This is a genomic window from Atribacter laminatus (assembly GCF_015775515.1).
GTDB classification, from domain to species: domain Bacteria; phylum Atribacterota; class Atribacteria; order Atribacterales; family Atribacteraceae; genus Atribacter; species Atribacter laminatus.
The window spans coordinates 1,518,133-1,531,565 of sequence record NZ_CP065383.1 but is presented as its reverse complement, the minus strand read 5'-3'; the positions used below and the strand labels follow the sequence as shown (position 1 = coordinate 1,531,565).

The 13,433-nt window shown below is 38.2% G+C and carries 16 protein-coding genes, 1 tRNA gene and 1 pseudogene; 3 read left to right on the top strand and 15 right to left on the bottom strand.

Annotated elements, in window-relative coordinates; genetic code table 11:
- Positions 1-358: 358 nt before the first annotated feature.
- The 8 genes from RT761_RS07010 to RT761_RS06975 all read right to left on the bottom strand — a co-directional run bounded on the left by RT761_RS07010 (position 359) and on the right by RT761_RS06975 (position 5,681).
- Positions 359-1,453, bottom strand: coding sequence for an HNH endonuclease family protein (locus RT761_RS07010; protein ID WP_218113358.1), 1,095 nt, complete (start codon positions 1,451-1,453; stop codon positions 359-361).
- Entirely contained in the window at positions 1,450-2,499 is a 1,050-nt protein-coding gene (locus RT761_RS07005; protein WP_218113357.1) for an adenine-specific methyltransferase EcoRI family protein, read from the bottom strand. The genes RT761_RS07010 and RT761_RS07005 overlap by 4 nt, the downstream gene beginning before the upstream one ends.
- A gap of 1 nt (position 2,500) precedes the next feature.
- Entirely contained in the window at positions 2,501-2,722 is a 222-nt protein-coding gene (locus tag RT761_RS07000) for a helix-turn-helix domain-containing protein (RefSeq protein ID WP_246465252.1), read from the bottom strand.
- A 570-nt stretch (positions 2,723-3,292) separates the two neighbouring features.
- Entirely contained in the window at positions 3,293-3,568 is a 276-nt protein-coding gene (locus RT761_RS06995) for a hypothetical protein (RefSeq protein ID WP_218113355.1), read from the bottom strand.
- Entirely contained in the window at positions 3,555-3,941 is a 387-nt protein-coding gene (locus RT761_RS06990) for a transposase family protein (RefSeq protein WP_218113354.1), read from the bottom strand. Before RT761_RS06990 ends, RT761_RS06995 begins: the two co-directional genes overlap by 14 nt.
- A 428-nt stretch (positions 3,942-4,369) precedes the next feature.
- The gene (locus RT761_RS06985) at positions 4,370-5,035 is read right to left on the bottom strand and encodes a helix-turn-helix domain-containing protein (protein WP_218113353.1); all 666 of its coding nucleotides are present in this window, start codon (positions 5,033-5,035) and stop codon (positions 4,370-4,372) included.
- Positions 5,032-5,397, bottom strand: coding sequence for a hypothetical protein (locus RT761_RS06980; RefSeq protein WP_218113352.1), 366 nt, complete (start codon positions 5,395-5,397; stop codon positions 5,032-5,034). The genes RT761_RS06985 and RT761_RS06980 overlap by 4 nt, the downstream gene beginning before the upstream one ends.
- An 89-nt stretch (positions 5,398-5,486) precedes the next feature.
- The gene (locus RT761_RS06975) at positions 5,487-5,681 is read right to left on the bottom strand and encodes a helix-turn-helix domain-containing protein (protein WP_218113351.1); all 195 of its coding nucleotides are present in this window, start codon (positions 5,679-5,681) and stop codon (positions 5,487-5,489) included.
- A 73-nt stretch (positions 5,682-5,754) separates the two neighbouring features.
- On the opposite strand from RT761_RS06975, the gene RT761_RS06970 reads away from it, so the two are divergent.
- Together RT761_RS06970 and RT761_RS06965 are read left to right on the top strand one after the other, a co-directional pair.
- On the top strand, positions 5,755-6,588 hold the full coding sequence (locus RT761_RS06970; protein ID WP_218113350.1) for a hypothetical protein: 834 nt from the start codon (positions 5,755-5,757) through the stop codon (positions 6,586-6,588).
- 111 nt (positions 6,589-6,699) lie between these two features.
- A tRNA-Arg gene (locus tag RT761_RS06965) sits at positions 6,700-6,776 on the top strand.
- A gap of 109 nt (positions 6,777-6,885) precedes the next feature.
- Here the strand turns inward: RT761_RS06965 and RT761_RS06960 are convergent.
- The 3 genes and pseudogenes from RT761_RS06960 to RT761_RS06950 form a co-directional block, all read right to left on the bottom strand.
- Positions 6,886-7,104: pseudogene (locus tag RT761_RS06960) on the bottom strand (transposase); the annotation flags it as partial.
- 130 nt (positions 7,105-7,234) lie between these two features.
- The gene (locus RT761_RS06955) at positions 7,235-7,462 is read right to left on the bottom strand and encodes a type II toxin-antitoxin system HicA family toxin (protein WP_218113348.1); all 228 of its coding nucleotides are present in this window, start codon (positions 7,460-7,462) and stop codon (positions 7,235-7,237) included.
- Positions 7,459-7,659: a type II toxin-antitoxin system HicB family antitoxin gene (locus RT761_RS06950; protein WP_218113347.1), complete on the bottom strand. Its 201-nt coding sequence runs from the start codon at positions 7,657-7,659 to the stop codon at positions 7,459-7,461. The genes RT761_RS06955 and RT761_RS06950 overlap by 4 nt, the downstream gene beginning before the upstream one ends.
- 614 nt (positions 7,660-8,273) lie before the next feature.
- On the opposite strand from RT761_RS06950, the gene RT761_RS06945 reads away from it, so the two are divergent.
- On the top strand, positions 8,274-8,426 hold the full coding sequence (locus RT761_RS06945; RefSeq protein ID WP_218113346.1) for a hypothetical protein: 153 nt from the start codon (positions 8,274-8,276) through the stop codon (positions 8,424-8,426).
- A 705-nt stretch (positions 8,427-9,131) separates the two neighbouring features.
- Here RT761_RS06945 and RT761_RS06940 read toward each other — a convergent pair.
- The 4 genes from RT761_RS06940 to mgtE all read right to left on the bottom strand — a co-directional run bounded on the left by RT761_RS06940 (position 9,132) and on the right by mgtE (position 12,713).
- The gene (locus RT761_RS06940; protein ID WP_343073776.1) at positions 9,132-9,530 is read right to left on the bottom strand and encodes an ACT domain-containing protein; all 399 of its coding nucleotides are present in this window, start codon (positions 9,528-9,530) and stop codon (positions 9,132-9,134) included.
- 99 nt (positions 9,531-9,629) lie between these two features.
- Positions 9,630-10,547 carry a VOC family protein gene (locus RT761_RS06935; RefSeq protein WP_218113344.1) on the bottom strand — a complete coding sequence of 306 codons (918 nt, stop codon included), beginning with the start codon at positions 10,545-10,547 and terminating at the stop codon, positions 9,630-9,632.
- A gap of 304 nt (positions 10,548-10,851) precedes the next feature.
- Entirely contained in the window at positions 10,852-11,088 is a 237-nt protein-coding gene (locus RT761_RS06930; RefSeq protein WP_218113343.1) for a hypothetical protein, read from the bottom strand.
- 260 nt (positions 11,089-11,348) lie between these two features.
- Positions 11,349-12,713 carry a magnesium transporter gene (gene mgtE, locus RT761_RS06925; RefSeq protein WP_218113342.1) on the bottom strand — a complete coding sequence of 455 codons (1,365 nt, stop codon included), beginning with the start codon at positions 12,711-12,713 and terminating at the stop codon, positions 11,349-11,351.
- Between the last annotated feature and the right edge of the window lie 720 nt (positions 12,714-13,433).

Here is a 13,433-nt window from a genome sequence, read left to right as displayed (position 1 = left end):
TGTATAAACCTACATGAACCATCTACTTATTATCTTTCATTTTAAGGCTGCATAAGCTACCCTCATTTTTCAAAGGCATATAAAACCACCGCTCACCATTATATGAGGGCTTGTAGGGCTTCCTATTGCGTGTATAACTTAACATTGGCCATTTAAACTGATATCATCATATAGCGTGTGATGGTATAAATTGGTTCGAGAAGAAAAGCAGGTTTTGGTTGTGGTATCTTCCGAGAAGAAAATATATAACAGGCGATAAAACTTGATATTACAGGGTTTATCATCTATTGTTTGCTAGTTCCTTGTTTGTCGCTTATATCCATAAAAGGATACTTGAAGATAACCCGCGATAATCGCATTAGACGTTGCTTTTGCGTCTGTTACAATCAGCGCATAGCATTTGACAGTTTTCAACTATTGTTTTGCCGCCCTTGCTCCATGGGGTTATGTGGTCTGCCTGCATATCGGCAATTTCAAAGTGCTTTTTGCACTTCGGGCAAATACCTTTTTGCCGCTCATATGCTACCCGTGCCATTTTCGGGGTAAACGCTCTTATGCTTAAATGTCGTTCGTCCCCGTCAAGCAGATATTCATATATGCCGGAATACTTTGTTACATCTTCATCATCCATAAGTTCAACAATTCGAGCTTCAAGTTGTTTCGGGTCGTACTTATCATCTTTGTATTTGTTGTAGAAAATACCCCATTCAAGCCCTTTCATTTCCTTGCTTCGGTATTCGGTGAAAGTTGCTTTTACCCAATTTATGACAGCCTGGAAATAAAGCCATAGTTCATTACAATTAGTGTCGTGCTGGTGTTCTGCCATATAATCTTCAATTTCCTTGCCGTCGCGCGACGCAAGCCAGCGGATAGCCGTTTCAAGGTAATCTTGACGGATTGGCGAACCGTTCAAATAATCACTTGCTATGGCGTATGCAGGGCAGGCTGTTTTACTGAAATATTTCTTTGCTTCTGTGAGCCACTCCCCGGTATAAATGGCGTTGCGTAACTCCTGCGCAGTCAACCGCTCGCCCGCTATGTTTATGATTGTGTACCAGTCTAATTTTTCCTTGTCCGTCCCCTCACAAATATAAATCATTAGGCGATAGTCTAAAATCTGTTGTCTTTCCGTCTGTGTCAGGTTATCAAAGCCCATATGGTCTATGGAATAATCGCCATTCACATATTGGCAAAGGCTCATTGTGCGCTGTTGCCCGTCAAGAAGCTCAAAATTACCGTCGTCGCTCTTTACCCAATACATAACATTGAGCGGAAAGTTTTTTTTCACCGAGCGAATGACTTCATCACGTTGCTTGTCCTTATAGATAAACTCACGCTGAAATGCAGGGCGAATATTTAAGCGGCCGTTGTAACCGACTACGCCATTTTCCGCGCTGTCTATGTAACCCTCAACAACTTCGCTAACGGGTATTTCATGTAATTTGATTTTCATATTTCCCCCTGCTTTCTGCGAATTAGAATTCTTGCATATAGTTGTTTGCCGTTTAGTATCGCTTTCGCATAATCATACTCATTGCCACTACCGCTATTTAACACTCCGACAATAGAAAATTGTGCCGGATTATGCCTTGTCATAAATGTAATTGGCACACCTATAACACCGTGATAATCGCAAGGTATATCGGCAGTTCTGCTAACCTCTATTGCGTCGTAATTATCATATTTCGGGTAAATATCGGGAGAATACGTCCTAAAAAGGGTCATATCTTCGTGACGTTTTTCCATATCAAGGTTAGTAAACCAACAGATATTACCCATTCTGCGCCATTTTTGCCCTGTTTCATCAATCTTAAAATCTGTCGCCTTTTCTTCGTATGTGTCGGGAACCCTAAACCAGTAATGCCCGCTATTATTGCCAAGCCATATTTTGTCAGTCATAAACAAAGGCAGAATCTCTTTGTATTTAACGGCGTTCAAATTGCCGATTATTAAAAACTCTTTTCCATGTTCCATTAGTTGTGCTATATAGTCGCGGAACAGCGAAAAGGGCGGGTTAGTTACAATAATATCAGATTGCTTCAAAAGTTCGACACATTCAGGGGAACGAAAATCACCGTCACTCTCCAATAGGGTAAGGACGTTTTTATGATTTCTTAAAAGGTATTCTACGTCGGAAAGGTCAACACGCCCGTCTTGGTTTTCGTCTGTAACCTCTGTGATTTCAATCTTGTATGGTTTTCTCTTGCTACTTTCTTTACCGGCAACAGTTTCAGTATCGAATATATCCAGCTGTGTATAGATAATCGGCGACGTTGCATAACAAGTCGCAATCAGCTTTTTCAATCCTAACGAATTAAAGTTCATTGCAAAATATTTGAAATAGTTACTTTCAAAGGGGTCATCACAATTACACAAAACGACTTTGCCCTTGAAATGTCCCTTGTAATATTTTAGTTCACTCTCAATAAGCGATAATTGAGTATAAAACTCGTCCTGTTTGTTCCTTGCGGAATCGTTCAAGTTGCTGTTACCTGCCACGTCATTTACCCCCGTTTCCTGTGTCACCCGTCATTTCTACGATGTCGGATATATCGCAATTTAAGGCGGTACAAATTTTAGCCAGCGTTTCCATTGAAACAGGGTTGTTCTTGCCCAACTTGGCGATTACGTTTGTGCTGACTCCCGCCAGCGTTTTTAGTTCTGTTTTTTTGATACCTTTATCTATTAACAATTTCCATAGTTTGTTATAGCTTATAGCCACTTCGCTAACCTCCTGCACCATGTTACAAATAACCTATATTATTATACCAAAACGTAAGTAAAAATATCAAAAAAAGGTTATAATATCGTGATTATTGCTTGATATATAGTTGATAGTGCAAGGTATCATTATATATACCTCACACTCTCTTTTTCGCATATATCGTTATGTCGTTCTTGTCCCCCCTCGAATGAGTCTACCCGCTAATATCATAATCAACGCCCTTGTAGCATATAACGAGCAGTTTGTACGTCAAACAACGAAAACCACCGACAACAAAAGGCGAATTGTGTTTCCGGTATATATGCAGAAACTGTTAGCCGAACATAGAAAGCGTCAAAAGAAATATCGGGCTTCGCTTCGGGAATTAATCCGATTTATCTCACATCTTCCTTAGAGTCAATAAATTGAACCGCCACAACTGGGGATTATCTTTGCTCTTTTAGGTCTTTAATTTTCTGTTTATAACTTTCAATATCCGGGTAGTTATCTGATATCAGCATTTCCGGATTGCAAATTTGGTTTAACTTGATTCTTTTTTCTAACTGCTTCACTCTAAGCTTATAATTCCTAGTCTACTCCCTCTTCCAGGGCTTTGATTTTTTCCTCTGGGAGAGTAATCAATACTTTTGATGTTTCCCTTTCCCAGGCCTCAATAAGGTCTTGGGGGAGTTCATCAGGAATTTTCTTCCCCGGGTTCTTCCGGATAAATTCCCGTATTTTAAATGCCATTTCAAGAAAAACCGGGTCTGAGGATATAACCTCAGCAAAATCATCATCTCTCTTCATTCTGGGTATTGGAATTTGAGATTCCAAATTTTTGAGTCTTCGCTCAATGGTGTTCATTGTTCCTCATCCTTTCTTCCAGGGCTTCTAAGCGTTCCTCGAGGTCCTCAATTTCATAAGCCTTGAGGGTAAGTTCTAAGATGGCCCGGGCTGCTGTCACTCGGGCTGTTTCCTTCTTTCCATCGTTCATCACTTCCCGGAGGGTGTCCACCGCTTCACCTGATATTCTTTGAATATGGGCTATGGCCTGGTTGACCGCTTGTTTCCGGGCTTCTCTATAGGCTTTGGCAAAATCCCCACGTTGCAACCACCGCCAAAGGGTGGTTTCCGATATTCCGGCGTCCTCAGCAGCCAGGGTGATGGTAGGTTGGTTGAGGAGGGCCACAATGGCCGTTTCCATTTTTCGGTTCAATTTTCCGCTTTTCGGTTCCATTTATTTTCACTCGCTTTCATTTTTATCTTTAAAAAATTCCAATAAATGGAAAATCCCGGGTTCTCCCCCTCGGCTACTCTCACTAAACCCGCCCAGATTAATGGCCGGGTTATTTTCGTTTCCAATTTGGATATTTTGAAGGGTCATTATCTTTACGTCATCATCAATATAGTTGCTTTTAAAAACCATAAAAATTTTTATATTGTTTTTAAAATAAAGGGGGAAGTGCGCCAGCTTTTTAATGGCGCACCATTCCTTTTAAATATTTAGTTCCTTCAATAATTAGTTAAATCATTATTTAGTAGTGTCCGATTATCCGTTTTCGGAAAAACCGTTTTCGGAAAATCGGACTTCGGTGAAAATCGCTCTATTATAAGAAAAATATGAAATATTATCGTCATAGATACTATCCTTGAACAGTATTCGAATTAAATAACATCCATTAGGAACGAATCTACTCCAATTTGAAAGGCCAAATTTTTCAATATTCCTGTTGATGCAAAATGCCGGATGTTGTAATCATAACCTTCGCCAAGTTCCCGGGCAAAATGCTCATCAATCATTTGTAAAACATCAACAACTGATAATGAGCACAATTCAGAAAAATTGCCCAGTTCATTCACCCATCTTTTTTTCCATTCATCATCAATAGGTGGATGAGGTTCCCCGAATTTTTCTTGATATGCTTTGCAATAATGTTCCGCTATTTCTTTTATTTCTTCAAAACTAAAATATTCGCTGTTTTCCAAGGCTGAATCATTCGTATATTTTCTTTCTTCCATTGCTTCCAAGGCTTGAGGAGGTACTTCATAGACATTGTAAATGTAACCCTGAAATTTTCCTTTCTCAGTCCTTCTCCTTTGACGTATTACATAACCATGAGTGATTAATTCCTTGATTCCTGCCCTAACTGAGGCCTTGCCATCGGTTGAATGTTTCACAATCTCGCTTTCATATATTTGCCAGTCATCAGGCCGACTTAGGAGATACACCAATACTCCCTTAGCCTTAAAACTAAGGGAGTTATCATATATGGCACATTTGTTCAACATCACATAGGGGATTTCTCGGCTTTTCGCTACTCTGAATATCATTTTGCCACACTGAAAAAAGGGAGAGAATTCTGAATGATAGTTAATTTTCGAGGAATCTTTTTATCCCTTGAATTTGTCCAGTAGCGAAAAATGAGAGCATATTGTAAGCCAAATTTTCTATCCAACTCAAGGCAATGGGCTTTAAATGTTTTTATAGATGTTGTGAAATACATTTGTGATTCCTTTCCAAAAATCTGGACATATTTAACTCCCTGGGCTATGGCTTCATTTAAAATTTCAGCGTCAACGGCTATAGCTTCAGGTATTCTCAAAAAATGACGGGACTCGAAACACCGCTTGAATAAAACATCACCATTTTCTATAATTCTATAGCCATATTGGGGTTTGAGAGTGTTTTGCATTTTTCAATCTCCTTTTGGTTTCCTGGTAGCCACCGCTTCTCTTGGCTGGGAAAGTGACTGCCAGGAATTTTCTTGTTGTTTTTCCATTTTTACTCCTCAATTTTAAACAACTCATCCGCTGATGTAGCAAAAAGCTTTTCAAGCCGCTTAATCACTTGTGTATTTGGTTGGGTCGTTAGATTTTCAATTTTTGAATAATACGTTTCGCTTACGCCAACTTTTACCGCAACATCCATATTTTTCAATCCTCTTGCCAATCTCTTACGCTTTAAAACGGTCAACAAAGCATATTCCCCCTTTCCAATTCTAAGTCTTGACGTAGAATAGCAAATGAGATAAATTAAACTCGGTGACAAAATGGTGACATCAGAAAAAGTTGAAAAAAATCTTCAAAAATTTTCTTTCCCTTCAACAATTCCCAGAATGATAAGTGATGAAATAGACTTTTATAAAAAAGTCCAGGATTCTACTTCATCTTTTGCCCAGGCACTTGGAAGGATTGCACCCTTATTGAATAGATGGGGAAATGAAATGTATGAAGCAATACAACCTATCCGGGGTTACCTTACAGAGCGGGAAGCTACCTTCTGTTGTCTATCAAGGTTGTATAAACTCTTCGAGCCTGCCCCATCTCCTCCAAATGCTCCGCTGGTTGAAGAAAAAGCGGCTAAAAGTCTTATAAAAAAGGTAATGGTGAATAACCCCCGGAGATTGTTCTTAGTGAGTCCTCAAGCACAGGAACTTTTGCAATATCGTCCTGGGGGGATGTCGGAGATGGAATATTTCAAGATTCTTTTTGAACTTTATGAGGCCATAAAAGCTCGTAAGGGTTATGAAGGAAAAAAGAAAAAACTCCCGGATTTAGCCAATAAATATTTAAGGAGAGCCAATCCTCAAATGAATTCTAGGGGAATTATTTATATTGATTGCCCAGATAATTTAACCATAGCTTGGTATCTTATAAGCAAAGGGGATTTAAAATTATGCCCAATGTGTGGGGAATTTTTCTCCCCTTATGATATAGCTACAGAGAGGAGAGAACGGTCACCATTTTGCCCTAATTGCCGATACTTACGGACTAAGGAAAGAAACAAATTTAACAAAGCCCAACAGAGAAAAAGGGAAGCTCATACAATTAATGTTAACCCTATAAATGAAATTATTTGTAAAGAAGAAAAGGGCTTAAAATGAGTCCGTTGCTTTCAACTTAAAAATTCATGAGTCCGCTGCTCTTGGGAGGGCAAAGGAGAGGTTAGGGAAAATGAAGAGAGGGAAATTTGGCTTAATGAAAGTTTCATCCTCGCGCCTGTAGCTCAATAGGATAGAGCAACGGACTTCTAATCCGTAGGTTGGGGGTTCGATTCCCTCCAGGCGCGCCACAGCAAAATGTTTCAATGCTTATTGTAACTCTTTTCTCAATTTTTGTTGCTTCTGAATGACGGATTGATCGATTTGGTCCTTTTTTTAAAAATAAGGTTCTTCTCCAATTTAATTGCATCTGGAAAAGGAGTCTTGAATGATTAAGGAGAAATATCCAAGATCATGATAACCAAATACTCTTCGTTTTATCACCTTAATCTTGTTATTGATCCCTTCCAATCGACTGGTATGGAGCGGATAAAGACAATGATTGTAAATACCATAAGCATAATTTTTGAGCATTTTGGCAAAAGCAATCACTGGCTTCAGGAAACTTTCAAAAGGGAGTTCGTACCATGTAGCCTATGTTATGTTCGCCTCATCCCAAAGTTATTTTAGGAAATCACTGAGAATGCAAACCAAAACATAATTTGATTAAACTTGAGTTATCATCTTCGGAGTCGGTTTTTTACAATTCTTACAATAATTTAATTAATTCTTCCACAGTTAGGTTTGCATCGTTTAATATCTTTTTAACTAACCCCGGACGTAGTTCTTTGTGGTCTGGCACTGTTACTGGAAGCAGCTTCCCGTTCGTATCCTTTAGTCTTAAATGACTGCCTCTTTGTCTTACCACTTTATAACCAATTTTTTCAAGAGCTTTAACACAGTCCCTACCAGAAATTACCGGGAGCTTAGGAGTCATCTTTCTAACACCACATTACCAACTATAACACTGCCAATTGGAATTTCTTCATCGTCAAGGCATAATTCAATTGCTTCTTTTATGTTTTTCAGGGCTTCATCTATCGTATCTCCTTGAGAATAACATCCATGAAAAGAAGGACATGATACAACATAGCCAGTGTCATCCTGCTCAATAATAACAGGGTAAGTTCTCACATCCAGCACCTCCAAATTTATTATACCCCATGCCCTCTATTAAAAACCATCATTCGAATTGAATCACGTAAAATCTTGATAAACTCCTATCGTTACCCTGTAAAATGCAGATCGGTATGTTCCATCAAGCTTTTCTCATTTCCAGGAATTTCTGACCGAACACGAGATACTCATCAGGAATACCTCTTCGATAGCGAGCATTATATCTCAAATTAATCTTGGGGGGACGAACTGGAAACATAGGTAACAAAAAGTTCCAGACTCATAGGTAACACTTTGTATGAGACTCAGATAGGAGGGATGCTCTGTATGCCGTGGGTGGTGGCATATAAAGTGGATCTTAGGCAGGAATTGATTTATCACCATCTTCGCAAAGGAAAAGTCATGGATTTACCCGAATTGTTCTTTCATTGTCATGCTTCACACTATTTTGTGGTCTTAAAAAACTTAAAAAAGAGAAGGCAACCAAATTCTATTTAAAAAGAGGGTAAAACATGGATCATTTGGAAAAATACGAAGAAGATATTTTTCAATCCTATGAGGATGGAGAATGGACCTTGGCAAAAGAATTTGATAGTTAGAAAAAATACTATGCCAAGCAGGCAAAAAACCCTTTGAAAAAGAATAAGAGAATTAATATTCGTATTTCAGATAGTGACTTGATTCGATTAAAAGCCAAATCAATTGAATCCGGTATTCCATACCAGACTCATATTGCAATGTTGATCCGGCAATATGTAACTGGACAATTCATATTGAAAAATTAGGAAGGCTGCTTTGAATTTCTCTTGATAAATTGGGATTTATCTCGCCTATAGGTTCTACCCTTTTGTTCTTTACTCTTGAATCTCACAAAGATAACTTTTGGTTATCATCTTTTTGGTTGTGTTTGATAGTTTGGTTATACATATACATAGCATGTACTATGAATATCTACTCAAAAGGCATAGGAAGTCAAATAAAAAAAGAGATAATATCTTCAAATGAAGTATAAATATCAATAAGAAATAACCTTGATCCCCGAAGGGAGTATGTACCATTTAAAAAGCAAAAGTAAATTTAAGAAAAAGTGCTAAGGGGAATCACATAAGTTGTGGAAGAAGGATCTCGTTTTTTAATTATTTTTTAAAAAAATTACTAAATGAGATTGCCACGTCATCTAACCAAAAGACGGTTAGATTCCTCGCAATGACGGATTTAGATAGGTATTTTCATCCTCATCTGGTGCTGCAAAGCAGCATGAGGGTCTATCCTGAAAACCTACGGGCATGATAAATCAAGCTCTTACAAAAATATTTAAAAAACCGAAGGGGTGCAATGAATTGCACCCGATCTTTATTTATTGTAGTGGCATGCCATGGCATGACGAATTTTGGGAAAGTCATCAAATCAACAAACTGCCAAATACTAAGAATAGCAGGTGTTGGCAGTCTACTTGAGTAGTTTGTTAGAAATAATCACACGTTAAGCAGTTAAGCACTGATGAACTCTTTTAAAGCAGATAAGGCATGAGCTGCCTTTTCTGTTGGTACGAAAATATGATCATGATAATAGGCTGCTATTATATTTGCACTAATGCCTTTTGAAGCCAACTTTGAAGCAACCGCTGCGGTTAAACCTACTGCATCAAGACTTGAATGCACTGTCAAAGTAATTTGTTTGAAGGTGTTTTCAAACGACAAGCCAGCATCAATTGCTGCTTCTTTGGTTAAAACTAAGGTTAAACCTTCGTTTTCTCGAAATGTTGCTAATGGATTTAGCTCGATATAATCAGAAACATCATTCGATACCGTACAAAACACGAACTCTTCGTCCATGAGTTTGGGGTTCATTGAAAATAGCAATTGTTCTAATTCAACTATTCCACTCATCGCTAAAATTTCCTCGGTATTTCTAACGCTCATCATTAACGGTGGCAAGCAGCTCCGCCCGCTGTATGTTGTTGTTAACCATGATAACTTTTCTCTTGATTAGTTACCATCATATGCCCTTTGCAGGGTAGCGAGATCGAATTTCTTCATCTTGAGAAATGCTTGAGTAACTCGGTTAATTTTTTCAGGGTCCTGATCTTGCATCATTTTATCCATGACAGCCGGTACGATCTGCCATGAGAGACCATACTTGTCTTTAAGCCAGCCACATTGCTCGGCCTCTGGAACAGCGGAAAGTTTATCCCAATAGTAATCAATCTCTTCTTGGTCTTCACAGAACACCATAAACGAAATTGCTTCATTAAAATTATAACCGTGCTCGCGTGCGCTATCCATAGCAGCAAACCATTGTCCTTCAAGTTTAAAATCAGTAAACATAACCATTCCTTCTTGGTCTGGTTCCATGCCAGCAGGATAACGGGCAATTGTGCCGCGCTTGGTATTTTTAAATACTGAAAGATAAAAATCTGATGCCTCTTCAGCCTTGCCATAGCTGTCTCCAACAAACAAAAGCGAGGGGATGATCAATGGCCGCTCCTCACCTTCGGGATTGGTATAGATAAGCTGCCAGGAAAGTCCATATCTGTCCTGCACCCACCCATAACGTTCACTGAATGGATATTTATCAAGCGGCATGAATGCTTTGCCGCCTTCCATAAGGCTAGCCCAGACTTTATCTATACGTTGCCTTGCTTCTTTGTCCTGTGATGGATCAAAATTAATCATAAAAGAAATCGAGGGGTTGAATTTAAAAAGCGGCCCGGCATTAATAGCTTGAAACTTGTACCCCCAGAATTCAAACAACACGATATCGGTGTTTCCCGAGGGTGTGTTATGCAGCGTCGTGATGCTGGTTATTTTTGAATCGGGAAAGACAGAACAGTAGAATTTAGCAGCTTCTTTCGCTTCTCTGTCAAACCACAGGTGTGGAACGATCTTTTGTTTGGTCACTTTCATCGTATCCCTCCTTATTGGGCTAATATGCTCCATGCTCGAGCGGCAATAGTACACAGCAGAATTACAAATTTAAGTTCAAGCGGCTTTTATTAACTAAAATTTCATAAAGATAATTTCCAATGATGATTTCTTTTTGTAGTAAACTCGGACACCTTGGCCATTCGTCTCCAATTTAAATTAGAGTATTTTAAGTTTTTTTAAGTAAGTTCAAAAAGTTTTTCATTCTCCAGCCATCAACCTTAAAAAGCCAGTCGTTAGGTGTCCGTTCGTGCTTTTGGTTCTTAAAAAAATGTTGCTTTATTCCTTACAGCAGTTTTTTCTTGATGTCTTTGGCTTTGTCAGTGACTGCATCTTTTACATCTTTGGCCGTATCGGTCGCTTTATCTTTCGCGTCTTTGGCGGCATCAGTAACTTTGTCCTTTGCGTCTTTAGCGGTATCGGTAACTTTATCCTTTGCGTCTTTGGCAGCACCACTAACAGCATCTTTTACGTCTTTAGCCTTGTCAGTAACGGTATCTTTCGTCTTTTTTATAAAATCCATAATATTCATCTCCTTTCTATAATATTTGAAATTGAAATCTAAAAAAAGGGAATTTCATTAGCACAAAAAATTTCATATTATGAAATAACGCTAAATGAAGTATAAATATTCCAGAATTGGAAAACTTCTTTTTTACAAAATATGACTTTCTCCTATAACTATAGTTCAGGACTACTTTAAAAATACTGTGATAAATGTAAGGTGATCAATAAATTTCATCCTCGTCTGGTGCTCCTTAATAACTTGAGAACCTATTCTGGTTAAAACTTCATGAATATTCGAGCGATTTGAAAATAGAGAAAAACTCCAATTACATCCACAATGGTAGTAATCACTGGTGTTGCAGATAAAGCGGGATCAAATTTTAATTTTTTAAGTAAAAGAGGAAGAATCATTCCTAATAAGTTCGAAATAAAAACTACCACCCAAATTGCCAGTCCCACAATAATACCAATTAAAACTGGTTCACGTAGAAGAACTACTCTAAAAAAGCCAACTAATCCGAGCATACCACCCAAAAGACTACCAATTAACGATTCCATTATGATTATTTTAAAAATATTCCTAGAATCAACCTCGTTGAGAGCAATTCCCCGAACCATTATTGTGGTGGATTGACTTCCAACATTTCCTCCGGTATCAATTAATGCTGGTATGAAAAAAGAGAGTGATACGACTGTCTGAATGAGTACCGATTGATTTTGAATAACAAAGCTGGTTACCATCCCTCCTAGAAGCAAAGCAACCAACCAGAATAATCGGTCCCGAACTTTTTGCACGACACTGGAATGGAGATACTCATCTTCAGGAGTTTGAATTGCAGCCAAACGATGGATATCTTCAGTGGCTTCTTCTTCAATGATATCAATAGCATCATCTACAGTAACAGCTCCCACTAAACGTTGCTCATGGTCAACCACCGGCAGAGATAATAAATCATATTTTTGGATGGTCCGAGCAACCAGTTCCTGATCATCATCAGTTTTCACAAAAATGATATCGGTATCCATGATATCATCCACCACTTTCTCTGGTGGAGAAAGAACCAGGTCTCGAAGGGTAACACTACCAATGAGATGTCGCTGATAATCGGTCACGTATGCGGTATAAATCATATCTTCAGGGGGGGAGAGTTTTCGTATCCGCTCTAAAGCTTGGTCAATTGTATAATGTTCTTTTAAGTCGATATACCCCGGGTTCATAATTCGGCCGGCTGAATTTTCCCGGTAACCGAGGAGAATACTCGCCATTTCTCGTTGATCGGAATTTAAAAGAAAAAGCAATTTTCTGACCACCTTAGCCGGCAACTCATCAAAAAGTTCCGTTCGGTCATCGGGTGACATTACATTTAAAATTTCAGAAACTTTATCATCAGTGAAACTATTAAGGAGGTTTTCTTGATGCTCAAAGTCCAATTGCTCGAAAACAGCAATTGCCACATCTTTTTTTAATAAGCGGAAGAGAACGACCTGGTCATCCCGATCAAAAAAAGTCATTAACTCTGCCACGTCTGCTGGATGGAGATCGTTAATAAGGCCTTTTATTTCGAAAAAATTCTTCTGCTCCAATAGCTCATTTATCTTCTGTTGCAATTCTTCCATTTCGTTCATCATCCCGGTGAGCATCCTGATCACCTCCTTTAAATTAATTAATAAGAGAAAAAAGAAAATAGTTATTCTTATAACTATAAATTAGTGAATAAAAAAGCTTTGGTAATTCAATAGATAATAATAGTTACCTTGTCAAAAATATTATTATTTTTTATATTTTTATCTTCTTCTTAGTCTTCGAATTCTCCTCTTCTGATTTCTATATTGATGAATCAGTAAATTCACCACTATTTTGACTTTAAACCTGACCCATTAGGATTATCACGGTGAATCCGGGCTAATATTTTCAGAAGTTCTTGATGAAGGTATTACGGCTCTAACTTCTCTTTACTCGGAAACCTTCTGGATTAAGATATTTAGTTCATCAATTTGGTTAATTTCTTTGTCCATGGATATTTTTCAATATCCGAAGATATTATCTATTTGGTTTGATGACCGGGTAAAAAACCGTGGCTTTTAAAGCTAAAGAAACAGACCAATGGTTAAGCTTCGATATTATTGATTATTCCAAGATATTGAAGCAATTCTATCGAATATTATATCAGTAAAAATTGAAACCTTAAATCAAAAGTGGTTTATACTCCAATTGAATTTTTCTAGGTTTCCATGCCATTCGTTTGCACCAAATGAGGATAGAAATATAAACTCAGAAACCAACTTCTCCCCCTTTATCCAAAGGGAGAGGATTAACTAAGATTGAGCATGAGAGATTGCCACGTCACTTCGTTCCTCGCA

Excerpts from the sequence above, each read along its gene's own strand:
- RT761_RS07010 (WP_218113358.1), bottom strand. The coding sequence starts at position 1,453 with ATGAAAATCAAATTACATGAAATACCCGTTAGCGAAGTTGTTGAGGGT.
- RT761_RS06995 (WP_218113355.1), bottom strand. The coding sequence starts at position 3,568 with ATGAACACCATTGAGCGAAGACTCAAAAATTTGGAATCTCAAATTCCA.
- RT761_RS06990 (WP_218113354.1), bottom strand. The coding sequence starts at position 3,941 with ATGGAACCGAAAAGCGGAAAATTGAACCGAAAAATGGAAACGGCCATT.
- RT761_RS06985 (WP_218113353.1), bottom strand. The coding sequence starts at position 5,035 with ATGATATTCAGAGTAGCGAAAAGCCGAGAAATCCCCTATGTGATGTTG.
- RT761_RS06980 (WP_218113352.1), bottom strand. The coding sequence starts at position 5,397 with ATGCAAAACACTCTCAAACCCCAATATGGCTATAGAATTATAGAAAAT.
- RT761_RS06970 (WP_218113350.1), top strand. The coding sequence starts at position 5,755 with ATGGTGACATCAGAAAAAGTTGAAAAAAATCTTCAAAAATTTTCTTTC.
- RT761_RS06955 (WP_218113348.1), bottom strand. The coding sequence starts at position 7,462 with ATGACTCCTAAGCTCCCGGTAATTTCTGGTAGGGACTGTGTTAAAGCT.
- RT761_RS06940 (WP_343073776.1), bottom strand. The coding sequence starts at position 9,530 with ATGAGTGGAATAGTTGAATTAGAACAATTGCTATTTTCAATGAACCCC.
- RT761_RS06935 (WP_218113344.1), bottom strand. The coding sequence starts at position 10,547 with ATGAAAGTGACCAAACAAAAGATCGTTCCACACCTGTGGTTTGACAGA.
- RT761_RS06930 (WP_218113343.1), bottom strand. The coding sequence starts at position 11,088 with ATGGATTTTATAAAAAAGACGAAAGATACCGTTACTGACAAGGCTAAA.
- mgtE (WP_218113342.1), bottom strand. The coding sequence starts at position 12,713 with ATGCTCACCGGGATGATGAACGAAATGGAAGAATTGCAACAGAAGATA.